Source organism: Helicobacter bilis (assembly GCF_001999985.1).
Lineage (GTDB): Bacteria > Campylobacterota > Campylobacteria > Campylobacterales > Helicobacteraceae > Helicobacter_A > Helicobacter_A rappini.
Genome location: NZ_CP019645.1, coordinates 2,122,583 through 2,146,269, shown reverse-complemented (window position 1 = coordinate 2,146,269; position 23,687 = coordinate 2,122,583). Strand labels below are relative to the sequence as shown.

Here is a 23,687-nt window from a genome sequence, read left to right as displayed (position 1 = left end):
GCAAAATAAACAAATCAAGGTGGCATTATGAATATTTTTACAAGGTTATTTAAAGTTAGCACAACAGGAACAAAAATCAAGATTTTAGCGTTTGCAATATTTGCAAATATAGCTTTTGCTAATGAGAGCTTGCAAAAGTTGTTTAAGGAATATAATGTAAGCAAAGACAAGCAAGAGTATATCAACAAAGAATGCAATAAGGAAGTCTTTAAAGATAATTTCAAGGATTTAAGTAAGATAGAGCAAATCTATAAATTTGAAGTAGCACGGATTGATTGTGAAGTGAATAACTTAGGCGAAGTGCTAGGCTCAACACAAGGCATTTTAGCTTCACTTAATTATGGCTATGATGAGTATGACAAGCTTTTAAACAAATACTACAAACTCTACCGCGCTGAAGTAAAAAAGCAAAACAAAACCACACCAACAGGGGCTTTCTCCCACGAGCCCAATATTCAAAATATAAAAAAGGGGCAAAAAGGGCAAGACACACTGCTAGAAGAGCAAAGAGCGTGGCTCAAACTCCGCGATAGCTATGAGGCATACATACGGAAACATCACGCACATATCTATGATATAAATGGCGGTGGCACGATATATAGTATTCACACAAGTAATGCTCGGTTAGGATTCTTAAAAATGCGTGTAAATGAGCTATTTTCACGCTATTTGATGATGATAACAGATGGTGGCGTAGAATTTGATAGTATATTTGGGAGCAATGTAGATGGGGATATATAGGCGTTAAGTTGTAGCTAAATATAACAAAGATTTTATTTTGATAAAAAATAAGAAGCCTAAAATCTCATTGTTAAATCTTTTAATCCTATTGCAGATTTATTCCACTTTGTAGAGATTTACTTAAAAATTGATATAGGCTTTATAAATAAGATTCAATAAGATCATAGAATTTTGTTTGTAAAAAAATATGTATAAGCAATAAAATCTAATCTTAATCTCACCTTTGATAGATTTTGTAAGAATTTGATACTACTTCTTATGCGGTGGCTATAGTCATTTTGTAAGTTTTATGGCATTGATTTTACAAACAACTCTTAACATTTCTACAAACTTAAATTTCTTAGAATCTAGTCTTAATACAAAGATTCTAAACACAAAATTTATCCCACAAAAATGACATTGCAAAACAAAGCCCTAAAACTTCTTCATATTTGCATCTTGTAAAATATCTTGTGCGATATGCTCTACACCTAGGCTAATCTCTTGCGTCTTATGTGCGGTTTGGGTGTTGTGATTTGTTATCTCTTCTAGCTCAACAATGCTTTCATTGATATGCTCAATACCCTCCATTTGCACCTTAATTGCCTCGCCCATATCATTGATACTTTGCACAAGCAAATTCACACTTGCCCCTATCTCGCCAAGGCTTTTTTGTGTGCGTTCAGCCAAGTTTCTCACTTCATCAGCTACGACTGCAAAGCCCCGCCCGTGCTCCCCTGCCCTTGCCGCTTCAATCGCCGCATTCAAAGCAAGTAAGTTAGTCTGGTCGGCAATCTCTGCGATAAATCCTAGAATCTTTTTAATATCATCGCCCTGCTGCACCACTTCTTGCGCCTTACTATCAACACCCTGCATAGATTCTGTAATCTCTCTTACCGCATTTGCCGTCTCTTCTAGCGACTTACTTTGCTTCTGTGTGCTTTCACTCATCGCCATTACAGAATCTTCTAGCTCTTTTGCCTTAAGATTTAGCGATTTTGCAAAATCAAGGCTAGTAAAAAGCATTTTGCGTATCTCTTCGCCCAAATGCCCCACACCTTCATTCATCGCTTGAAGTTCGCCTTGCAGATTCTGTGCTGACCCACTCTCTTGCTTTTGAAAGTCATTGTCTGCATATCGCTTCAAAATCACAAGCACACGCGAGACATTCTCATCAAGGGAAGTTAGCATTTCATTAAACAGCACGCCAAGTTGCGTTAGCTGCGGATTATTCGCATTTGTCTGTATCTGCAAATGCAAATGCCCCTGCTTGATATTCTCAACCGCTTGGAAAAATTCCTGCAAACTCTTTGTATCCTTTAAGAGATTATGCTGGATTGTCTCTACATTTTCATTGATCGCTTCTGCCATTTCTTGAAACTCATCGCCACTGCGGAGTTTCAAAGGATTCACACTTTTTTGCTTGTGATTTAAAAAGTCAAAAAACTCTAGCAAACTCTTTTTAATGCGTCTAATGGGCTTTAGCAAATACGCCAAAATCACATACAATGCCACCACAAGAATAAAGGCAAAAATGCCTAGCATAATGAAAATAGGTTTGTTGTTTTGACTAAGCTTATCGGCAATGCGAGATTCTGGGATAATGGAGCAAAGCAGCCATTGCGTTTGAGATTCTACCTTACAAGTTGCGATATTAGAATCTAGTTTAAAAGTCGGTGTGTCCGCATTAAAGCTACTTTTTATCGCTTGAGCCAACTCATCACTTTGCAAAATCTTACTCTCATCATTATGGCTAACATAATTGCCATTTTTGTCTATGATGATAATCTCCTGTTCGTTTGTATTCTCATCTTGTGCGTGGATATAGGCATTGAGCGATTTTAGGGCAATATCGCTACTAGCCACACCGATGAATTTGCCATTTTCAATCAGCGGAGAGGCAAAGCCAAAAACTGGAATCTTATATGAGTTTTGTATCCACGGCTCACTTAGCACCTCATCTTTGAGTGAATTTTTGGGGATTTGATACCAACTTTGTGTGCGGGGGTCATAGCCATCTTGTGGGTATTGGTGTTTGCCATTGCCCCATAGCATTCTCCCGCTAGATTCTATACCGATATAAGTAAGATTAAAATCCCCTGATTCTTGGATAAGGCGGAGATTTTGTGTCATTTGAGATTCATTTAAGCCACTTGCAAGGGCTTCTTTTGCAAGTTTATTAATAAGGCGTTTTTTCTCATCAATATAGACATCTATGAGATTTTCTAGTTGCGTTACTTGCTTTTCTTGCGTCTCATACTCAATGAGTGTAATGGTTTTTTGTGCGTTAAAATACACAAACCACGCCAAAATGCTAAAACTCACAAGCACCATTAAAGTCGTGCTGATAGATACCTTTGCGTTGATTCCTAGTTTCGTCATTGAGTAGCCTTTTATATTGTGATAAACAAGTAAGCGTAAATATCATACACAAAAAAACAAAAAGTTGTCTTTTTTATAGCATAAAAGCATTGTAAATATGTATTTTGTGTATTTTATGCACTATAATATTGTATATTGCAATGCAGGTTTATTATGCCATTTTATTGTTTGATAAGGAAAGCTTGCGTTGATAATCTAACAAAAACAACAACGCAATAATTAAGTAAGGATAAATGCCATGACAATATGGCAGTAAAGCAGAGTTTGATGATAATCTTAGAATCTATACATATAACGCGCAACAAATGAGAAAGTCTCTTTTGAATAATATTCGTTTTTATCGCCATCACTATAAAGATATGTGCCAGTATGTGCTTCTATAAATGGAATCTTGCCAAGCAACTCTATCACATGCTCATTTTGAGTCCAACGCACACCAATATTTAATGCCATATCAAACGCTAGTGAGTTTTGATTACTAGAGCTACCCCACCAATACCATGAGTTTAGCCAATACACACCACCCACTTGCAAACCAGCTATAACGCCTAGATTCCCATCAGCAACATTTGTAATGTTGTATATCACATCGGCACCAACGCCAAATTGCATAACATAGAAATTAGCCCCACTAAAGAGTGCATAACCACGCGCACCTAAACTATTACTAAACCAATACTCATAACCACCAAGCACACCATACGCTGCAGTTGTATAGCTATATCTATAAGTGTTCCTGTTACTTGTCCAATGATACTCATTTTTCTGTTGCAAAAGCGAAGTCCCAGCCTGCAAACCAACAAAACCACCACTTTTTTCCTCTTTTAATCCATCGGCATAAGCCATACTAGAAATAAGTGCCAATGATAAAACACTTGTCTTTATACTCTTTTTAAATCTCATGATTTCTCCTTAAAATTTGTAATGAAGTTGGCATTCTACAAAAAAAAAAAAACAAATCAAGGGTAAATGAGAGAATGCGAAAAGATGTAAAAGTATTAGGTTTTAATTAAAGAACACAGCTATTGTTTATTTATAAAAGTTTTAAGTTAAACGCAGTTTCTAAAAATTAACATTGATTCTATATATTAAAAACATTTTGAATAAGGACATATACAAATTATGAAAATGTGTATTTTGATTAAGGATTTAAGCTTTGAGGCAATCATTGGAATCTTACCTGAAGAAAGACAAAAACCACAAAAGATAAATATATCAGCAAAGATAAAGTATCGCTACAAAGATTCTAAAGATTATTTAGATTATGCGAGGGTAGCAAATACAATAATAGAATGTGTGCAAACAAAGCAATATGGCTTACTTGAGGAAGCATTAAACGATATTGCCGCTACTTGTTTTAAGACATTTAAAAAGATTAAAACGCTTACACTATACATAGAAAAGCCAGATATTTTGCAGCATTGCAAGGTAGGAATGAGAGCGAAATTTCGCCGAAAAAATAATGGATTCACTTTCATGTTTGCGATTTCAAGAGATTAAGTCATATATTAAAATCCATAGTGTATAATGTGTGATTTTAAGGACTTGAGGGAGATATGAAATATTTAAATCTGATAAAGCAATATCGCATGTTTTGCATTGTATGGCTTGTGTTGCCGCCATTTTTAGGCATACTTGCATATAGCATTTTCTTTCATAGCATACCCACAGATTTACCTATTGGCGTTGTTGATAATGATAAAAGCTCACTTAGTCGTGATTTGCAATTCTATATAGAATCCGCACCGGCTACACAGATTGCAAAGCAATATAACTCGCTACATGAAGCAAAACTCGATCTCAATCAAGGAAAGATTTATGGAATCGTTGTGATTCCAAATAATTTTCAAGCACACATTAGAAAAGGTGTAGGGGTAAATATTGGCATTTATTATAATGCACAATTTGTGCTTATCGGCAAGGCAATAAATAGTGCGATGCTACAAGCCCTAACGACTTTTAATGCAATAAGCTCTGTTGGTAAGAATCTTGCAAAAGATGCAAATATGAATATCGCAAAAGCAAAGGCTATGCCTATTATCCCAAAGATTGAAGCCCTCTTTAATCCACGCAATGATTACGCACAATTTCTGCTTACGATTATGTTGCCTTGTATGTGGCAGATTCTAGTGGCGGTTGGTATGCTAAATCTCATTAATACTACGCCAAAAAGTATAAAATCTCTGCTATTAAAATTTGCGTTAAACATTGGTGTAGCACTCTTTTGGGGTATTATTATGCTTGCTGTTTTTGGGGCTTTGGGCTATCCTAGAGAGGGGAATATGTATATCGTCCTGCTTGGATTAGGGGTATTTGCTGGGGCAATATCTAGCATTGTCATATGCTTTCAATCAATCCTTAAACACACTTCCAAAACAATCAGTGTAATAGCCGCTTATACCGCTCCATCTCTTGCATTTGCAGGTATTACCTATCCACAAAATAGCATGGAAGTCTTTGCGTCATTTTGGAGTCAAATATTGCCTATTTCATATTTTATGAAGCTGTATTTGCAACAAGCAAATTATGGTATTGATAGCGCGTATAGTCTGGATCTTATCGCACAAATGTTGCCATTTTGGCTTTTTTTGATTATAGGTGTTGGTGTGTATTATTTAAGGATTGGTGCAATAAATAGGGGTGTAGTTAGAATCTAAATAGGATTAAATATTAGAATCTAGACAGATTCTAAGTGTTTTTAGATTTACACCCAAATCAAAAGTCATTTTATTTTTAATGCTATAATTTCGCCTTTACTAAGCTAAGTCAAATTAGGGGTTTTTGTGCAAAATGCATTTGATTTCATTGTGATTATTATTAGCGTATTGTTTAGCTTTGTGCTGTTTTGTGTAGTTTTATATCAAATAGAAAGCGTAAAAAAGGGGGTTAAATATAGCATTGCAATCATAGCGTTTTGTTGTGCTTGCGGTGTGATTAGCCATGCACAAAAGCAAAGCATTATACAAGCAAAAACTATAGAATTTAAACAAGCTTTTTACAACAATGAAACACTTGTTTGTATGCAGGACAACACAGAAGTGCATGTGCATAAATCAAACTTTGTGTATTTTGAGGAATTAGGCACATTTTCTGGCAAAGATTCCACAAAAGACCCAAATGTGAAAGGTTTAAATGTGCCTATTCTCTCATGCACGCAGCATGTAACGACCTATGATTCTGACTTCATTAACGACTAAAAGAAGCAAATATGAGTAAAAAGAAAAAACAAACAGAAATTAAGCCTAAAGCCCTCACAAAAGCCACTATACAGAATCTCCAAAATACAACAGATTCTAATGTATTAAAGATTCTTAAGCAAAATTTCACAAAGCTTGGCTTACAAGGCTTTTTAGACACTTTTAGTGCTTATTTCTCAAGGCAGATAAATACAAATAAAGCCCTTATAAATGAAAACGAGATTCTATTAAAAGATGATAAAACGCTCTCTCATATACTCCATATCCCCTCACATGAAAAGCTAAAGGCATTGATACAAGCCCTTGATACTTATAGCAATATAGAATCTTTAAAGTTACCAAAAGTTGGTTTGCTTAATAATGAGATTCTAAGTCTCGCAAAAGGCGGGGTATTGCGACTTTATGATATTTTTCAATGTTTATGTATGATAAAGTTTTTCTATGATTTTGCAAAAAGAGATGATATAGACAATGAGTATTTAAAAGAATATATCAATAAGTTTGTTTTCCCAAGTGAGATTACTTCTTTGTTAGCATTTTTTGTATTTACTTCTAAGCAAAATAGCACATCACCACAAAGCTATTTAAATAAAGAAGCAGATAGTGAGCTAAACACCCTATATAAAGCCCTTGAGAATAAGCATAAAGAAAAGCAAGAAAGGCTATATAGCATTCTACATACAAGCAATTTGCAAGAATATCTGGTCGATAAGCAAATCCACTTTTTTGAAGATAATGCAACGCTTTTAGTGCGTGCTGGCTATGCAAATGTCTTACATGCACGAGTGATTGGTCGCTCAATGCATGGCTTTTTCTACATTGTGCCTTTGAGTTTAGAATCTATAGAATCTCACATTCACATTTTACAGGACAAGATAGAAGAGCGGCTTTTATATCTAGCAAAGGAATACAGCAAGATTCTAAGCAAACATATACATTTTTTGCGTTTCATTAATACTGAATATGACTTTATGGATAGGGCGTTAGCAAGGCTGCATTTTGCAAAGGATTTTAACTATTCTTTTGTATTTGCAGACAATAAAAACACTTCAATCACCCTGCATGAATACGCACATCCAAGCCTAAAAAATCCTATCCCTTTAAATGTATCTATGCCTACAAATCTTTTAATGATTACAGGTGTGAATGCTGGGGGTAAGACTATGCTTTTAAAAAGCATTTTAAGTGCCTTATGGTGTGCAAAGCTTTATATCCCCATGCGTATAAATGCGGCTAAATCACAACTCCCCTTTATGAAAAATATCCACATTATCGCTCAAGATCCACAAGATTCTCATAATGATATTTCTACATTTTCAGGTCGCATACAAGAAATTAGTGCATTATTATCACAAAAGGATATGATACTAGGCATTGATGAGATTGAGATAGGCACAGATTCTAGCGAGGCGGCTAGTCTTTACAAAGTGATTTTAGAAAAGTTTTTAGCAAATAGCACAAAGCTAATCGTTACCACGCATCATAAGCATTTAGCCGCTTTGATGGCGGATAATATCCATACAAGACTGCTTGCAGCCACTTATGACTACAAAAGGGCATGTCCTACTTTTAGCTTTATAGAGGGCATAGGTAAGAGCTACGCCCTAGAGTGTGCAAAGCAGTATGGAATCCCACAAGAAATAATCGATGAAGCCAAAAAAGTGCATGGCGATGAAGCAAACAAGCTAGAAAGATTAATTGAAGAATCACATACGCAAATCACCAAAAATAAGCAAGATTCACTAAAACTTCAAGCCCTAATAAAAGAGCAAGATTCTAAAATACAAGAGCTAGAACACACAAAAAGTAAGCTAAAAGCAAGGTTTGAAGAACAAAGCCTAACATTAAAAAGACACTATAACGAAGCTATAAAAGAAATAAAAATGTTAGCCAAGCAATCAAGCGGGAATCTAAAAGCATTGCAGAATCTAAAAGAGCTTGATACTAACACCTTGCAAGGCGCACAAGAGATTGTGAAAAATATCCATAAACTTCTCAATAAAGCACATAAAAATGAAGCAAAAAGCCCAAAGATAAACATAGAATCCACGCAAAAATATAGCCTAAATGATATAGTGCAATATCAAAATAAAATAGCAAAAATCATCGCACAACATAAAGATTCTTATAGCATAGAGTTACAAAATGGAGTGCGACTAAAAGGTGTAAAAGGCATAGAGCTAAAGCCACTAAGCTCAAAGCAAATAAAACAAGATTCTAATATTTTATACAATCAGGGCTATAAACTAGAGGCAGATATTAGAGCTACAACAAGGCTTGATTTGCATGGCTATACAAAAGAAGAAGCACAAATGCTGTTAGAAGATTTTCTAAATCATGCCATTATGGCAAGATTTAGCGAAGTGCTTGTGGTACATGGCTTAGGCAATGGAATCTTAAAAAGAATGGTAGAAAACTTCCTAGATTCTTGTGATTATATAAGGGGATATACACAAGCCCCACCAAACATGGGCGGCTTAGGTGCTAAGATTGTGTATCTGAATGGATAGATGGGATTATATTAAATATTCGTTATCTTACACCAACATGCCTACACGGATTCGGTGTAAGATAACGACCAAACAGCCTTGAAGCGTTTAATAAAAGCAAACAAAGCAATCCTTCACTGAGCGACATGATACTAGAATCTAAAACATTTTATACTTATAAAAAGGTTTTATGGGTAGCATAATCTCGCAAAGATATAATGCAATAAAAAACCACGCAATATCATATTGCAACCTAATCCCTTATACTCGCTAACATATCAATCATTTCTCGCACTGCACCTTCACCGCCTTTTGCATGTGTAACAAAAGAGGCACGCATTTTATTAACATCACTTGCATCAGCTGGAGCAAAGCTATAACGACAAAACGCATACATATTCAAATCATTCACATCATCGCCGATACACGCCACATTATCAGGCAAAATCTTATATTTTTTGCAAATCTCTTTCAAACACGCAAGTTTATCCTCAACTCCCAAATGCACCTCATGTATGCCAAGCTCCTTTGCCCTATGCTGCGTCAAAATGCACTGCCTACCGCTAATAACACTCACAAATCCACCGCCCTTAATCCACTCGCTAATACCCATGCCATCTTTTACATTAAAGCTTTTTGTCTCAACAATCACGCCATTTACATGTAATAGCCCAATCTGCCCATTTGTCAAAGTGCCATCGACATCTAAAACTATCATTTTTATCATATCACTCATAAACACCCCTTTGTGCTTGGAATCTGTATAGAAGCATTTTTTGTTATCGCTCGTCTTAAGCTCACCGCAAATGCCTTAAAAGCGGCTTCTATAATGTGGTGCAAATTTTTTCCTCGCTGCAAAACTATATGTGTGCTTATCCCAGCCTGCATGACAAACGCACGGAAAAATTCTTCTACCAACTCCACATCAAATTCCCCCACTTTACCATAGAATCCATTCTGTGCGGCTTGCATATCAAAGAGTAAAAATGCACGATTGCTAATATCAATATCACACGATACACAAGCTTCATCCATCACAACAGCCGCATTTCCAAATCGTTCGATATTTTGCACAGGAAATATAGCTTTATGCAATGCCCCTCCAAGCACAATACCACAATCCTCCACGCTATGGTGCATATCAACTTCTAGATCACCCTTGCATATGAGTTTTAAATCAATAAGTGAATGTTTTGAAAACGCCTCAAGCATGTGATTAAAAAAGCCAATGCCTGTTTGTATATCGCTTGTGCCACTCCCATAGATATTAAGTGTTAAATTAATCTGTGTTTCTTTTGTGTTTCTCTCTAGTGTTATTTGCTCTTTTTTTTGTGTGCTTTCACTCATATCGTATCCAAAACTTTAAAAATAGCTAAAAATTGCATTGTAGCATATTTTTATTGAGATGGGATATTTATGGCATAAAAGCGGATATATAAGCATAATTTCTTGTTTTTTTGCAATGTAAATAAAATTTCACTCATGCCAACATAATAAAAAAGATGTTTTTTAGAATCAATAGCTAGATATTTCATTGCAATACAGCAACCATTAGAAACTAGATTCCGTAAAATCATCTCTGTGTCAACAGATAACTCTCGCTTTAACGAAGTAAAAATCAACAACAGATTGGTTACATTTATTAAAACCTAGATTTCACACACTTTGTAACTTTAACCATACCGCACTTGTGTGTATTCTTTTGGGATAAGGTATTTTTCAAGTTTGATTAGATTTTTACAGATTCCGTGATTATAGCCTATTTCATATAATCTTTCTAATGCTTGTGTCTGTTTTGTGCTTAAAGTATGTGAGTTTTCATTTGCATAGAGTTGCAAATATATATCAAGCTCTTTAGCATTAATTCTTACAAGGTTATTTTCAAGCAGCATTTTTGTTAAAATATCTTTGTGTTTTAGCCCTATTTGTATCGCACGGGTTAAAACTTCTTCTAGCATAATCGCACGATTTAGCGGTATGGACCTACGCAGAGCCATGCCACCAAGTGGCAATGGCAAATCATCTTTGCATAAATCCTGCCATATATCCCAAATGTAGCTTTCTACTTCAAGTTCATTTGAGAAATTAAGGATTGATTCATGGATTAACACCCCGGCATCTACCTCGCCAGATAGCACACTTTGCTCAATTTCTAAAAAGTTTTTATATACAACGCGTGCATTTGGATAATGGATTCTAAAAAGCATGGCATTTGTAGTATGCTCTCCGCTTAGGGCTACTTTAAAATTGCGTTTTAGTTTCGCATTTTTGCGTTTTACCATCTTTGGTCCATAGCCCTCACCAAAGCTCATGCCTGTGCGTAATAGCGCATATTCATTGCAAATATGCGGATAAAGTGAAAATGATATGGCACTAATATCATATAAACCTTGCAAACATGCAACATTAAGAGTTTCAATATCAAGCGCACTATTAATGAGTTTATAGGGCGTATCTACCCAGCCAAAAGCAATCGCATAATACATAAAAATATCATCAGCATCGGGGCTATGTGCGATTGTATAGGCATGGTTTGCTGTATGTGGTAAGGTCTGCATAGTATTCCTTCTAGTTTCATGCGTGTAATTATAGTCTATTTTATGCTGGTTTTAATAATGCTATAAATCTAGATTCCAAAAAAAACATAGGCAAAAATTCTACAGAAATATCTTGCGATGGTTTTCTAAAGAATCTTTGCGTTGTGAGTTATCAAAGTAAAGCCAAAAAAGTTTATTAAATATAAACGACCAAGCCGATGTCGTATTCCTGCAAAGTTGTGCAAGAAACAACGCAGCAAAAGAGTTTCAGAATCTATTACAACACCCTAAACTCTTCAGGGTGATCGAGTGCATAGCGGAATTTCTCCATATCTACTCTTTTATCCCAAATGCTTACAATCATACATGCAACAGCATTACCGCATAGATTCCCAACACTACGCATTTCACTCAAAAATTTATCAATGCCAAGTATAGCGGCAACGGTTACTGCGGGGATCAAATGCGAACCATCTGTGGTCGTTAATGCTGAAAGTGTCCCTGCAAGCACGATAAAGCCACTACCCGTAACGCCCACTGCACCTTTAGAAGATACCATTAAAATGATGATTAGCGTAATGGTCTGCTCCAGTGTCAATGGAATATCAAAGGCTTGTCCTAAGAAAATGACTGCAAGGCTTAGATAGATATTTGTCGCATCAAGATTAAAGCTATATCCAGTTGGAATCACTAAGCCTACTGAAGCCTTTTGTATCCCTGCCTTTTCAAGCTTACGCATAAGCGGTGCTAGAGCGGTTTCACTACTTGAGGTCGCAAATACAACAAGCACTTCGCGGTAGATAAATCGCATGAATTTAAAGATATTCACACGCGCCATTGCCGCGATAATCCCTAGCACACCAAAGATAAACACAATTACAGCGAGTGCCATAGTTACAAGTAATAATGCCATACCACTAATTGAGCTAAAGCCAAACTTTGCAATCAAAAATGCCATCGCACCAAATGTCGCCAATGGGCTATACCAAATCAAAATTGTAAGCACTTTGAAAAATGTCTCTTGCATACTTTCAAAATACTTTAGGGCTGCTTCTTTAAAATTCTTACTTGTAAAAGATAGCGCAATGGCGATTAAAACCGCCATAACAAGCACTTGCAATGTTTTACCTTCCACAAATGGCGTGATGGGGTCATGCGGTATTGCACTCATTAGGATATTATAGAGTTCTCCACCTGCACTTTGCTGCTCTTTAGCACCCGCTTCTATATAGCTTTGCACGCTTGCTGCATCAAGACTTGCAATATCAAGGTGCATGCCATGCCCGGGCTTAATAATCTCACCAAAAAAGACACCGATAATAAGGGCAAATGTGCTGACGACTTCAAAATAAATAACGGTTTTAAAGCCAAGTGAGCCAAGTGTCTTAAGGTCTTCTAGTCGTATAATCCCAGTAATGATTGTAAGGAATATAATGGGACCCATGAGTAATTTTAGCCCTTTTATAAAGGGGTCAATGGTGTATTCCTTAGAATGCACTGAAAAATCATAGAAAAATTGAGTGAAAACAGAGGGGTTGTCTGGACTATGAAAGCTTCCTATTGTCCCAAAAAGCACACCTAAAAACAAGCCTATAAATACCCAGAATACTAAACTTTTTGCAAGTTTTTTATTTAAAGGCTGTTTCTTTTTGTAGATTTGTGTATTGTTATTTACCATTTAGACCACCCTTTACATGTTTTTTGCATTATTTTATAAAACCACAAAATACAGATAAAGTAAATAAAAATTATCAGCTTCTAAGCATAAATGTGTAAATAAGTGTAAAATTGTAACATATTTAATTTGTTGAAATATGCGTGATGTCAATTTATGGAATCTTATTTCTTTTATCATAAAGTCATGACAAAGAGACATAACAAATACACAAAGATTCTATAAAATTTGTCTTTTGTAAAAGTGCTACAATTGGTCAAAATTAAGGGGAAGTTTATGCAAATGGATATTAAACATGATGGGGAAAGCATGAAATCTAGCGAAGAGAGAGATTCTAAAGATTCTATAAAATCTAAGAATATGAAATCTAGCAAGGAAGTAAAACAAATAGAAACTAAATCAGCACCAACAAATATCAAAAAAGATTCTATAGATTCTAATATCACAATAAAATCGAGTTTGAAAATAGAATTCAATGAAGCGAGGTTAGAGAAAGATTCTAAAGATTCTGTGAAGTCTAATATGAATACAGAATCTTTGGTAAATACAAATACAGAATGCAATACGAAACAGAGCAAAACTACAGAATCTAGCACAAACAAAATGGGCTTTATAGAATCTTATTTCTTCTATCCAAGTTTTTGGCATAAGATTCTAGCTTTTGCCTTGCTGCCATTTTCATGTATATATGCCCTTATTACGCTGTATAAAAAGTGCTTTACAAAAAAAAGAATATTTGATATAAAGATTCTAAGCATAGGCAATCTTGTGAGTGGTGGGAGTGGTAAAACGCCTTTTTGCATTGCATTAACAAACTATCTACAAATAAAAGGATACACAGATATTTATGTGGTATTGCGGGGCTATAAGCGAAAATCTAAAGGCTTAATACAAGTAAGCAGTAATGGAGAGATATTAGTCAATGTAGCACAAAGTGGCGATGAAGCCATGCTTATTGCCATGCAAACAAAAGCTAGTGTGATAGTGAGTGAAAGCCGCATAAAAGCACTAGAATACATACAAACAAAAGATTCTAAACATAGCATAGTGATACTAGATGATGCGTATAGGTTTAATTTTAATAAATTTGATATTTTATTAGAGCCAAAGCTAAAGCCTTATTTTCCCTTTGTGTTGCCGAGTGGATATTACCGCTTTCCAGAATCTTTTTATAAAAAATGTGATTTACATTTAAAAGAAGATAGAGATTATAAACGAAGTGTGAGTATATCGCATGTAAAAGATTTTAAACAAGATTCTAAAGGCAATTTAGCACAAGAGTATAAAAACGACTTCATACAAGATTCCAAACATGAATTAGCACAAGATTTTAAGCACAATTTTACAAAGGATTCCATACAAGATTCTAAAAACGATACCACAACAGATTTTAACAATAACATAGCAACAGATTCCATAAACACCATAGCACAAGACTCTCATGCAGAATCTACATATATCCTAGCTACTGCAATAGCAAATCCTAGTCGCCTAAAGCCCTATTTACCAGAAAATATTGTATATGAATACTACTTAGCTGACCATGCGGAGTTTGACTTTAATATTTTAAAGACACTTTTAGAAAAATATCATGCAACACATATTTTAATGACACAAAAAGATTATGTAAAATGTCTAGATTTTAATCTACCTTTTGCTCTGCTTATGCTTGATATAAAGATAGAATCTAGTGCTTTAAAAAGTATAGAATCTTTTTTTGCAAAGCAAGGCTAGAATCTAAAATCATATATTTTAGTGTGGAGTTAAAGGGTAACATTATAAAAAATATTATAAAATGGGATTTTTGGTTTGTTGCACCTGATACTTATTATAGATCGATATTTTAAGGGGTTTTTATGAGAATAGTATTATTATCCAGTATCTTTGTGTTTAGTTGCTTATATGCAAAATGCGATTGTCTTTGTGTAAATGGCAATGTAGAAGCAATATGCAGTAATACCTATGAAGTTCGTCCTGTATGCACACCCAGAGTATGCCCTATCCCTCCACCGAGTCTAGAACCTTTAGAATCTCCACAACTTCCACCTTTAGGCACAACTTCATGCCATCAAGCACAAGTATATAATGAATCTACAAGGCAATATGAGTGGCAGAGAGTTTGTGAATGATTGCTATGATGTTGCTTAATGCCTATATTTATGGACGAAACGCATAGTATAGTCAATATATATATTTAATATTAGGGTGAGATGGTTGAGAGGTTTTTTTGAGCATAAATCATAAATACTTCATATTTGCAAATTAAGATAGGGGTACTTAATTATTATGCATACATAAGGATTAGCTAATGTAAAATAGATTCTAATCCTGTATTTTACCCATGAATACATCAATAAGACCTTATGGAATCTATCACATAAAAGTTATCATCAGACAATAATAGCCTTGCAGATTTTACTAGACATAATATTGGTGCATTAAACTACAAAAAAGCATATCCAGTTTTTGGCTCAATAAATATCATCATATTGCCCACAAGAATCCTTTGTAAGCTATTTGGTGTATGTAGTCTCTGTCCGCATAATACTTTGCTAAATTCATCAAAATAAAAGCGAAAAGTATCTCTTTCTTGACAAGTAGTAGGGGGTTGCAGTGTTAAAGTTTGCAATCTTGTGCTTTCATGCAGTCTAAAGTCAAAAAGTGCATTATCCTTGCAAAATCCTGTGATATTTGTGTTGTTATAACCGCTCAAACATTGTGTCGTGCCAATATGCAATGCGACAATATCGCCTGCAAGGGGACGCTTATCAAAGTCAGTCGTATTTGCAAAACGCGGCGTATCCCTGTAAATTGACAGACTATTTTTTGTATAAATCCCACTTGTATGAAATTGCAGTTGCCAATAAAAAGGTGCATTATTTTGCAACAATCGTTTAGAATCTACACGAGCAAACGAATAAATATCACCAAATCCTATGTAGCCTAATTTTGAGTGATCGATTAAAGATAACATTCTTGTATGTTTTATCGCATAAAGCGTAGTGAGAGCTGCCCTTGTATTATTTGGCAGAGAAAAAGAATAGGCAAACCAAGCACTTGAAGCAAGTATGCTTACAATAAGCAGTGAATATAGAATCTCTATGAGCTTCATAATAATCCGCTATCCCATTATTTTGAAATTAAGAACTTTAGAAAAATATAATAATTAATACACGAACCATTCTTTTTTCAATTTATTCAATACATCAATTTCTTTTTTTAGTGCCATAACTTGTTCATCAACTGCTGCAAACAAACTCATATTTAAATGCTCTGGCATATCCAAACTACCGCGTTTAATCATAATGTAATCCTCAAGGCTAATCTTTGCCATATTTAATGCGATCGTAATCTCATCTTGAATATTTTCAATGTTTTTTATGATTTGATTAATGCGTTCAAACATATTTTCCCCTTTAAGAAACTTTGCATTATTGTAACAAGTTTTTGTCAAATAAATATTGCATATAAGCACTATGAAAATATATCATAATTAATATTGTGTTATTCATTCGGTATGATAGGGATATGGTAAAAGTTAATTGTTTTTAACTGCCGAGTTAGAGTTATAGTTTCTAAAAAATCGCATTGTTTCAAACTTATACGGAAAGCTAGATTTCATGAGATATGAAAGCAGCGGGCTAAATTTCTAAAATTATGTTTACATTCTCCTCTAAAGTCATCGCAGGTATCATGTATTTCGCATAGCATTACAGTGGTGTTTGTGAAAGACAGGTTGTTGTTTTCATAGGATGTTTTGAAATCTCACTCTAAAGATTACTTCATTGTTTAATGTGATGTTTAAACTCACAATTCTTTTTTTACATCATTGTAATAACTGCTAAAATAAATAGCTTATAGCCATAGCAAGTTGTAAGGCTATCAATCTTTATAATTTTTCTAATTTTAGCGGTATTGCCTTGCCTTATTTATGGTATTATCGGTCTTGCCTATGTCGAATGGTTTTATACATGAAAGATTGCTTGTGTTTTTCCATACAATCCGCAACATTTTGTACGCTTTGACTTGGATTTCATAACGATTATTTACATTGTTCAACTAAATCAAGCCTATTTGCTACAAAAGTTAGTAACATCGTAATCTTTAAGGCTCTGAATGGATGTTAAAATCTGGTTTCTATGCCCTGTATCTATCAATGCTGTATTTAGATTCTACAAATCTATGATACAGCATTTCTTCTTTAAATGAAAGTCATAGGTAAATACAAGCGGGTATTAAGCATTAACATTCCATTCAATAAGATACTCTTAGAACCTGTGGTGTATCATTAAGAATATTTGCTATATTTTAGCTGAATTATTTTTTAATAAATTCAAACAATCCTGTATTCCCATTATTTTGATATTCTGGTATGGAATCAAGACTGCTTTGATAAATCTCTAAATGATCTTTTTGCCATTTCATACATTCTACAACATCAAGTGTGCTAATATAGCCCATTTCAAGTATCTGCATTTCATCTAATACATCAATAATGGTTTGTGGTCGATACACCCTGTGTGCGTTAAAACACACTTTATCAATCTGCCCCACAGGCACACTAAAATATAGCTTGCCACCGGGTTTTAATACCCTTTGAAAAGCCCTCAAAGCCTTTTCCCAAGCATCTGGTTCGATAGGATCACCATATCGCCCTAATCCAAAATGCTCCACACTACACAATGCAGAAATTGATTCTAAGGAGTTATCAGCAATATTTTCTAAGAGTGTAGCGTTGGCTTGAATATATGAAATGCCACCTTTTTGATTCAAAAAGTTTGTGTCAAAGTTATTGTCCATCGGTCTAATGTCAATGAGAGTGATTTTCTGTCCTTGTGCAAGCAAATGCGCGATAAAACCAACCACAGACGAGCCAACATCATAGTGCATACTCGGCTTATTTTCTAACACTTTTCGTGCTCCCCAAATATCTTGGATAAAATATGATGAATCCCCTATATCACCATTTTTAGCATACTTGTCATGTCGGCAAATATAATCATGTTTCGGATCGAGTATAAAGCGAGAATCTTTATTTAGTTGGGTGTATAGCTGTTTGTCTTGAGTGATTTCCTCATCGCTCATAAAGGGGTGGTTACCCCCCCCCCCCCATTCTTTGTCAATCATTCTGCGGAAGGGTCGTAATATCTCGCGTTTTATCCTTTGTGGAATTGTTTTTCGTTTCATATGAGAATCTCCAAATTAAATTTGTGCTATTGTAGTAAAATTGTCTAAATGATGATAGTCTAAGTATAAAATATTTCTTGGATTGCCTATTTTCCAAGCATGTTGAAATTCTCATTTTGATAAAACCATAAAATAAAAAATATTTTAAAATTTCTTAGAATCTATGCTATAATGTGTCTCACATTTTTATTCTAGGAGTTTCATTATGAAAAAGTTTTTAGCAATGGCAGTTATCACAGGTTTAGCAACATTATTTGTTGCATGCGATGACAAAAAGGAAGAAAAAGCACCTGCACAAGCACCAGCTGCACAAGAAGAAGCAAAACCAGCGGAAGCACCAGCTGCTACTGATAATGCAACAGAAGCACAGGGCGAGTCTAAAGAAGCTGTAGAAGCTACTAACACAGAAGAAGCAAAACCAGCGGAAGCACCAGCTGCTACTGATAATGCAACAGAAGCACAGGATAAAGCTTCTAAGTAATCTTTCCCATTTTTTAACATGATATTAGTGCGGCATAGAATAGTATGCTGCATTTCTCAACACACACTATTTTCTTATCTCTCTCTCTTAATACATTTTTATGTTTGTTCTTAGCGTGATTTACATAACCTAGATTGTATTCTATTTTGAGTATTTCGCAATATATGCTTGTAATTACGAAATGTATTGTATGCTTATTTCTGTTTTATTGGTAGAAGCTATGCTTGTTGTGGGTGAGATTTAGATGAAGTCTGCTTTCTAACAATGGTCTAGAATTAATATGGTATCTATATTTTTAATATATTTTTAATTAAATACAAAAATTTCACTTTCAACTATTATGAAACCTTATGAAGTATTAGGGGAGTTTAAAGTAAGAAAATAGGGATATTTTTTAACAAGTTACTTTAAATATTGCTATCAAAGCATATAAAAATTCAAGCATAGCGTAAAAATATAAAGTGGGATATAAAAATATTGAGACACAATTGCGAGTTATGAAATTAAAATCACCAACAATTTCTCAAACTAGCATACAATGGGATTTATTTTCTTAAAAACCTTTATATGAATTATTAGCTATCTCTTGCAATGGTATATTCTTAGTTTTGCTAATATGAAAGCCTAAATTTTCCAAGTATGAAATAGCGTTTTGCTCCATAGTTAATGCACCCCTTAAAAGAGATTCGCTAAGACTAAAGGCAGTGTCTTCACCAATTACTTCCGGCACAATACCAATGACATGCACTTGCGGTAAATCACCCATCATTTTTGTTAAATGAAGTGTTTGCAGCATCTCAACTTCATGGGCACTACCAGCCCAAGTAATACATGATGGAATCTTGTCAAAACTAAAGCTATATACATCACCAATTTGTGCATTTTCAACGCTCACACAATCAAGTAATAATACATGATCGTATTCCACAATGAGTGGAATCAGCATATTTGCTAATGTGCCACCATCAACAAATGTGATAGTATGCTCTTTGCTATCAAAAGTGTAATTCACTTTTAAATAGTTACATAAATGAACGCCAATACCCTCATCTCCAAAGAGAATATTGCCAATGCCAAGCACTAAAACATTCAAAACAAAAATCTCTCTTTATACTCTTTGTTCTTCTGAATAGCGAATACCGCTCACCATTGCATCAGCACCGCCGTTTGGATAACGCACAGAATTCCAAATTACAAGATAAATATGCACTGGCACAAATACAATAAATACCCATGTAGCAATATGGTGTATCGCTCTAACATTTGCTAATCCACCACATACAGAATCTACCCAGCTAAAACATGCACCCATAATGCCACCCAAACCATCATGATAGACATTTGCATAAAGATTCACACCTGTCAAACAAATAATTAAGGTTACTAATCCTAATACAAAGTATGTAGTAAATTGCAAAGGATTGTATGCACCTTTAATGTGCGGATGCTTTGCAATAAAAAGATATGCCCCAATAGTCTTCGCCCAAACAAGTGGATTTAGTAATTGCCAAAACGATGTGCGTTCTGGCTTACTTGATGGTGCAAAAAAGAATAGATACACTCGAAAAATAGAAGCCGCAATCAATACAAATCCAGCTATACAATGAAAAGCTCTGTTGTATGCTTGTAAGAAAATAACTGGCTCACCACTTGCATCAGGTTGTAAGAAAGGATATGCAATATAAAATCCACTTGCTACCAAAAAAACAATCATAAATGCACGCACCCAATGTAAGAATCTAGTCATTGCACCAAATTCTAAATGCTGTTGGATTTCTTTTGCAATACCCGTATCAATCTCTGTTCGTGTTACCATAAAAGCTCCTTAATCCAACTATGCTTTTTAGAATCTTGCAAATGCCGGTTCTACTTTATATTCCCCAAGATCATTACCTTTTGTATCCATTACATGCACAGCACAAGCAATACATGGGTCAAATGAGTGGATATGTCGTATAATCTCTAAAGGCTGTGTTGAGTCTGCAATCTTTGTCCCAATAAGACTCATCTCATAAGGTCCTTTTTGTCCTTTAGAATCTCTTGGTCCTGCATTCCATGTCGAAGGCACAACTGCTTGATAATTTGCTACTTTGCCCTCTTCAATACGCACCCAATGGCTCAACATTCCTCTTGGCACATTACCGATATAGCAACCCTTATAAGACTTGCTATTATCAATAATATAAGGCGCACAAGTCGTAGTATCTACTTTAAGATTCCTTACTAATTCATCAAATGCTTTTAGTCCCTCATCTGCTAATACTTTTGCTTCTAGCCCTCTAGCTGCTGTGCGACCTAGCGTGCTGAATAAATGACTTGTGCTTAAGCCAGTGCGTTTTAAAAACGCATCTACCGCGTTATGCAAGGCTTCATTTTTACCTTTTGCATAGCCTACAATAACCGCTGCTAATGGTCCAACTTCCATAGGCTTACCATCATATCTTGGCGATTTAATCCATGAATATTTAGAATCTGTTTGTAAAAGTTTTGTGCGTTCATTCTTACCACTTAAACCTATACTTTCACCATCTTTAAAGCCGGTGTAATCCGGTGTTGTTTGTCCATCATAAGGGTGAAGTGCATCTGTTGGCCTGATTGGCTCTCCATTGCTATGCTTGCCTTCATATTTATACCAAGAGTTTGTTACTTCCTCTGCGATTAAGTCAAGATTCACATCATGCACTTTGCTTAAATCACCATCAAGCACATAACCGCTATCAAGCAGGTATTCATTATGTCCCACCTGCATTTCTTGGAAACTTAAGAAATTCTTTAGATTACAACCTGCTAAAACACTTGCCTCAGTTGAATACGCCATTCCCGCCATAATTAAATCTGGATAATAAGCGCGATTGATAAAGTCTGCTACCATTTCATACTTTGCTTTATATTCAGCAAGTCTTGATGGATCTAAAATATCCATAATGGAAGTAACACCTCCAACGGTTAAGCTTTGTGGGTGCGGTTGTTTTGCACCAAAGATAGCCATCATTTTTGCCGCTTCTCTTTGAATTTCAAGTAGTTTTAGATAATGTGATAATACAATAAGGTTTTGTTCTGGACTTAGATGATAGGTTTTATGCCCCCAATATCCATTTGCAAAAGGTCCAAGGGAGCCTTTAGCTGCAAAATCTTTTACCCTTTTTTGCACCATTCTTAATTCATCTTCACCTGCTGAAATTGGAGAATCTGTATATTCAAATGCAAGTTTCGCAGCCTTAGCAGGATCGGCACTTAAAGCACTGATAATATCGCACCAATCAAGCCCATGCAATGTATAAAAATGCACGATATGATCGTGGAAAAATAAGGCTAGATTCATAAGTGTGCGAACAAGCTTTGCATTATATGGAATCTCAATGCCTAAAGCATTCTCAACCGCAGTAATACCTGCCTTATAGTGAGAATAGGTGCAAACACCACAGATTCTTCCTGCAATAAAACCCGCATCTCGCGGATCTCTACCTTTAATAATAGTCTCTAAACCACGCCATAGCGTAGAGCTAGAAAATGCGTCTGTAATCACATTATTATCATCAACAATAACTTCAATCCGCAAATGCCCTTCAATTCTAGTGATAGGATCAACAACAACTCTTTTTGACATATTCTTTCCTTTCGGTGATATTTATAAGATTCTATGATTACAAAACAACTTACTTTGGCTTGATAGCACCAGATAGCATTGCATGTGCGGCAATACCAATAGCTGTTGCACCCAAAATTACCATACCAACCCTATCTGCTGTGTGATCAGCACCAGCACCTCTAAAGGCTGTTTGATAGCGATTCCCAAGCGGCACTTCAAATGGCGACATCGTATCCCAAAAATGCGGCTCACTACAGCCTATACAACCATGTCCTGCACCAATAGGCCAATTTGTATGTGAGTTAAATCGTAATTTTGAGCAGTTATTGAAAGTATAAGGACCTTTACAGCCAACCTTATACAAGCAGTAACCATTCTTTGCATTTTCATCGCCAAAATGCTGCACAAACTCACCTGCATCAAAGCGACCCCTTCTCTCACATAAATCATGGATTCTATGTCCATAAGCCCATTTTGGTCTATGGAATGCATCAAGTGCCATATCGCCAAAGAGAATGTGCTGCATAAGTGTGCCTACAATATTTTTTTCATTCGGCGGACAACCCGGAACATTAATAACTTTTTTGTCAATAATATCGCTTAAAGGATGTGCATTTGTAGGATTTGGTGCAGCCGCTTGCACTCCACCAAAGCTAGAGCATGTTCCAATGGCAAAAATTGCTGCTGCATGTTTTGCTACATGCCTGCATTCTTCAGCACCAGTCCTGCCAGATGCACCAATGGTAAGGAAATATTCAGTATCTTTTGGAATCCCACCTTCTACCATCATAACATAGCGACCATCATATTTTTTTACCGCATCTTCTAAACTTTTTTCCGCTTGATACCCAGATGCCGCCATGATAGTCTCATGGTATTCCATGCTTACATAATCAAAAATGATAGAATCAATACCCGGATCTTCACTTCTTAATAAACTTTCACTGCAACCTGTGCATTCTGCCATGTGTAACCATATAATAGGCACCCTATCAGCAAGCTCTGCGGCACGAGCTGTAAGAGGTGCAAAAGTAGCAGGCAGCCCAATTGATGCAGTAACAACTGCTGCCCATTTCATAAAATCCCTTCTTTGAATACCTTTTTCTTGTAAGACTTCTTTTAAATCTTTACCGCTTTTTTCTTCTCTTAATGAAGGGAGTTTCGCCAACTTATCTAGTCGTTTTTTAACCTTTTTAAAAAGCGATTGTTTTGTATGGAATGTGAGATTATCACCTTTTGGGTTTTGACTATAATCTAATGCGATATTTGCGGTGTCGTGTGGCATGGAATCTGAGAGCATAGTATCAGTATGCAACATTCCCTGCGTAGTTTCATGTTTGCTCATCATTGTATCCTTAATGAAAAGTTTTGGGAGTTATAGTGTCGTTATTTTACAATAAAATACATATTTTCTTAGATTATGTGCGTAT

The 23,687-nt window shown here is 35.4% G+C and carries 21 protein-coding genes; 8 read left to right on the top strand and 13 right to left on the bottom strand.

All coding sequences use genetic code 11. From position 1 onward, the window contains the following. The first annotated feature begins 27 nt into the window (after window positions 1–27). Window positions 28–741: a lysozyme inhibitor LprI family protein gene (locus XJ32_RS09735; RefSeq protein ID WP_077389391.1), complete on the top strand. Its 714-nt coding sequence runs from the start codon at window positions 28–30 to the stop codon at window positions 739–741. A gap of 414 nt (window positions 742–1,155) precedes the next feature. On the opposite strand, the gene XJ32_RS09730 is transcribed toward XJ32_RS09735, so the two are convergent. After that, a complete protein-coding gene (locus tag XJ32_RS09730; protein WP_077389389.1) occupies window positions 1,156–3,102 on the bottom strand; it encodes a methyl-accepting chemotaxis protein in 1,947 nt (648 codons plus the stop codon). Window positions 3,103–3,378: 276 nt separating this feature from the next. Continuing rightward, window positions 3,379–4,005 (bottom strand): outer membrane beta-barrel protein, encoded by a 627-nt coding sequence (locus tag XJ32_RS09725; RefSeq protein WP_254422357.1) that lies wholly within the window; start codon window positions 4,003–4,005, stop codon window positions 3,379–3,381. A gap of 219 nt (window positions 4,006–4,224) precedes the next feature. Here XJ32_RS09725 and XJ32_RS09720 point away from each other — a divergent pair, with 219 nt between their 5' ends. The 4 genes from XJ32_RS09720 to XJ32_RS09705 all read left to right on the top strand — a co-directional run bounded on the left by XJ32_RS09720 (window position 4,225) and on the right by XJ32_RS09705 (window position 8,809). Next, window positions 4,225–4,602: a dihydroneopterin aldolase gene (locus tag XJ32_RS09720; protein ID WP_004084979.1), complete on the top strand. Its 378-nt coding sequence runs from the start codon at window positions 4,225–4,227 to the stop codon at window positions 4,600–4,602. A 56-nt stretch (window positions 4,603–4,658) separates the two neighbouring features. Next, on the top strand, window positions 4,659–5,759 hold the full coding sequence (locus XJ32_RS09715) for an ABC transporter permease (RefSeq protein WP_077389387.1): 1,101 nt from the start codon (window positions 4,659–4,661) through the stop codon (window positions 5,757–5,759). Between the two features lie 126 nt (window positions 5,760–5,885). Beyond that, window positions 5,886–6,299: a hypothetical protein gene (locus XJ32_RS09710; protein ID WP_077389385.1), complete on the top strand. Its 414-nt coding sequence runs from the start codon at window positions 5,886–5,888 to the stop codon at window positions 6,297–6,299. Window positions 6,300–6,310: 11 nt separating this feature from the next. After that, on the top strand, window positions 6,311–8,809 hold the full coding sequence (locus tag XJ32_RS09705) for an endonuclease MutS2 (RefSeq protein ID WP_077389383.1): 2,499 nt from the start codon (window positions 6,311–6,313) through the stop codon (window positions 8,807–8,809). Between the two features lie 232 nt (window positions 8,810–9,041). Here XJ32_RS09705 and XJ32_RS09700 read toward each other — a convergent pair whose 3' ends face one another. The 4 genes from XJ32_RS09700 to XJ32_RS09685 all read right to left on the bottom strand — a co-directional run bounded on the left by XJ32_RS09700 (window position 9,042) and on the right by XJ32_RS09685 (window position 13,003). After that, on the bottom strand, window positions 9,042–9,524 hold the full coding sequence (locus XJ32_RS09700; protein ID WP_004085868.1) for a KdsC family phosphatase: 483 nt from the start codon (window positions 9,522–9,524) through the stop codon (window positions 9,042–9,044). Next, the gene (gene hisB, locus XJ32_RS09695; RefSeq protein WP_077389381.1) at window positions 9,521–10,135 is read right to left on the bottom strand and encodes an imidazoleglycerol-phosphate dehydratase HisB; all 615 of its coding nucleotides are present in this window, start codon (window positions 10,133–10,135) and stop codon (window positions 9,521–9,523) included. Before hisB ends, XJ32_RS09700 begins: the two co-directional genes overlap by 4 nt. Before the next feature lie 326 nt (window positions 10,136–10,461). Next, complete coding sequence (locus XJ32_RS09690) at window positions 10,462–11,346, bottom strand: menaquinone biosynthesis family protein (RefSeq protein ID WP_077389379.1); 885 nt, start codon at window positions 11,344–11,346, stop codon at window positions 10,462–10,464. A gap of 256 nt (window positions 11,347–11,602) precedes the next feature. Then, a complete protein-coding gene (locus XJ32_RS09685) occupies window positions 11,603–13,003 on the bottom strand; it encodes a cation:dicarboxylate symporter family transporter (RefSeq protein WP_077389377.1) in 1,401 nt (466 codons plus the stop codon). Between the two features lie 273 nt (window positions 13,004–13,276). Here XJ32_RS09685 and XJ32_RS09680 point away from each other — a divergent pair, with 273 nt between their 5' ends. Further along, entirely contained in the window at window positions 13,277–14,734 is a 1,458-nt protein-coding gene (locus XJ32_RS09680) for a tetraacyldisaccharide 4'-kinase (protein WP_081398672.1), read from the top strand. A 122-nt stretch (window positions 14,735–14,856) separates the two neighbouring features. Continuing rightward, window positions 14,857–15,129, top strand: a complete 273-nt coding sequence (locus tag XJ32_RS09675; RefSeq protein WP_077389375.1) for a hypothetical protein — start codon at window positions 14,857–14,859, stop codon at window positions 15,127–15,129. A gap of 314 nt (window positions 15,130–15,443) precedes the next feature. Here XJ32_RS09675 and XJ32_RS09670 read toward each other — a convergent pair whose 3' ends face one another. The 3 genes from XJ32_RS09670 to XJ32_RS09660 form a co-directional block, all read right to left on the bottom strand. After that, a complete protein-coding gene (locus XJ32_RS09670) occupies window positions 15,444–16,112 on the bottom strand; it encodes a hypothetical protein (protein WP_077389373.1) in 669 nt (222 codons plus the stop codon). 54 nt (window positions 16,113–16,166) lie between these two features. Continuing rightward, on the bottom strand, window positions 16,167–16,406 hold the full coding sequence (locus tag XJ32_RS09665) for a DUF2443 family protein (RefSeq protein ID WP_005217906.1): 240 nt from the start codon (window positions 16,404–16,406) through the stop codon (window positions 16,167–16,169). A gap of 911 nt (window positions 16,407–17,317) precedes the next feature. Then, window positions 17,318–18,187, bottom strand: coding sequence for a DUF268 domain-containing protein (locus XJ32_RS09660; protein ID WP_254422356.1), 870 nt, complete (start codon window positions 18,185–18,187; stop codon window positions 17,318–17,320). A 205-nt stretch (window positions 18,188–18,392) separates the two neighbouring features. Here XJ32_RS09660 and XJ32_RS09655 point away from each other — a divergent pair, with 205 nt between their 5' ends. Then, the gene (locus tag XJ32_RS09655) at window positions 18,393–18,668 is read left to right on the top strand and encodes a hypothetical protein (protein WP_077389370.1); all 276 of its coding nucleotides are present in this window, start codon (window positions 18,393–18,395) and stop codon (window positions 18,666–18,668) included. Window positions 18,669–19,221: 553 nt separating this feature from the next. On the opposite strand, the gene XJ32_RS09650 is transcribed toward XJ32_RS09655, so the two are convergent. From XJ32_RS09650 to XJ32_RS09635, 4 genes are read right to left on the bottom strand one after another with little or no spacing between them, the layout of a single operon-like run. Next, window positions 19,222–19,761, bottom strand: a complete 540-nt coding sequence (locus XJ32_RS09650) for a HyaD/HybD family hydrogenase maturation endopeptidase (RefSeq protein WP_005218586.1) — start codon at window positions 19,759–19,761, stop codon at window positions 19,222–19,224. 15 nt (window positions 19,762–19,776) lie between these two features. Next, window positions 19,777–20,484 carry a Ni/Fe-hydrogenase, b-type cytochrome subunit gene (gene cybH / locus XJ32_RS09645; RefSeq protein ID WP_077389368.1) on the bottom strand — a complete coding sequence of 236 codons (708 nt, stop codon included), beginning with the start codon at window positions 20,482–20,484 and terminating at the stop codon, window positions 19,777–19,779. A gap of 27 nt (window positions 20,485–20,511) precedes the next feature. After that, window positions 20,512–22,275, bottom strand: a complete 1,764-nt coding sequence (locus tag XJ32_RS09640) for a nickel-dependent hydrogenase large subunit (protein ID WP_077389366.1) — start codon at window positions 22,273–22,275, stop codon at window positions 20,512–20,514. Window positions 22,276–22,324: 49 nt separating this feature from the next. Then, the gene (locus XJ32_RS09635) at window positions 22,325–23,602 is read right to left on the bottom strand and encodes a hydrogenase small subunit (RefSeq protein ID WP_077389364.1); all 1,278 of its coding nucleotides are present in this window, start codon (window positions 23,600–23,602) and stop codon (window positions 22,325–22,327) included. Between the last annotated feature and the right edge of the window lie 85 nt (window positions 23,603–23,687).

Bases quoted from the DNA above. Each gene is read 5' to 3' on its own strand.
- XJ32_RS09735 (WP_077389391.1), top strand. From the start codon at position 28: ATGAATATTTTTACAAGGTTATTTAAAGTTAGCACAACAGGAACAAAA.
- XJ32_RS09730 (WP_077389389.1), bottom strand. From the start codon at position 3,102: ATGACGAAACTAGGAATCAACGCAAAGGTATCTATCAGCACGACTTTA.
- XJ32_RS09725 (WP_254422357.1), bottom strand. From the start codon at position 4,005: ATGAGATTTAAAAAGAGTATAAAGACAAGTGTTTTATCATTGGCACTT.
- XJ32_RS09720 (WP_004084979.1), top strand. From the start codon at position 4,225: ATGAAAATGTGTATTTTGATTAAGGATTTAAGCTTTGAGGCAATCATT.
- XJ32_RS09715 (WP_077389387.1), top strand. From the start codon at position 4,659: ATGAAATATTTAAATCTGATAAAGCAATATCGCATGTTTTGCATTGTA.
- XJ32_RS09705 (WP_077389383.1), top strand. From the start codon at position 6,311: ATGAGTAAAAAGAAAAAACAAACAGAAATTAAGCCTAAAGCCCTCACA.
- XJ32_RS09700 (WP_004085868.1), bottom strand. From the start codon at position 9,524: ATGAGTGATATGATAAAAATGATAGTTTTAGATGTCGATGGCACTTTG.
- hisB (WP_077389381.1), bottom strand. From the start codon at position 10,135: ATGAGTGAAAGCACACAAAAAAAAGAGCAAATAACACTAGAGAGAAAC.
- XJ32_RS09690 (WP_077389379.1), bottom strand. From the start codon at position 11,346: ATGCAGACCTTACCACATACAGCAAACCATGCCTATACAATCGCACAT.
- XJ32_RS09685 (WP_077389377.1), bottom strand. From the start codon at position 13,003: ATGGTAAATAACAATACACAAATCTACAAAAAGAAACAGCCTTTAAAT.
- XJ32_RS09680 (WP_081398672.1), top strand. From the start codon at position 13,277: ATGCAAATGGATATTAAACATGATGGGGAAAGCATGAAATCTAGCGAA.
- XJ32_RS09675 (WP_077389375.1), top strand. From the start codon at position 14,857: ATGAGAATAGTATTATTATCCAGTATCTTTGTGTTTAGTTGCTTATAT.
- XJ32_RS09670 (WP_077389373.1), bottom strand. From the start codon at position 16,112: ATGAAGCTCATAGAGATTCTATATTCACTGCTTATTGTAAGCATACTT.
- XJ32_RS09665 (WP_005217906.1), bottom strand. From the start codon at position 16,406: ATGTTTGAACGCATTAATCAAATCATAAAAAACATTGAAAATATTCAA.
- XJ32_RS09660 (WP_254422356.1), bottom strand. From the start codon at position 18,187: ATGAAACGAAAAACAATTCCACAAAGGATAAAACGCGAGATATTACGA.
- XJ32_RS09655 (WP_077389370.1), top strand. From the start codon at position 18,393: ATGAAAAAGTTTTTAGCAATGGCAGTTATCACAGGTTTAGCAACATTA.
- cybH (WP_077389368.1), bottom strand. From the start codon at position 20,484: ATGGTAACACGAACAGAGATTGATACGGGTATTGCAAAAGAAATCCAA.
- XJ32_RS09640 (WP_077389366.1), bottom strand. From the start codon at position 22,275: ATGTCAAAAAGAGTTGTTGTTGATCCTATCACTAGAATTGAAGGGCAT.
- XJ32_RS09635 (WP_077389364.1), bottom strand. From the start codon at position 23,602: ATGAGCAAACATGAAACTACGCAGGGAATGTTGCATACTGATACTATG.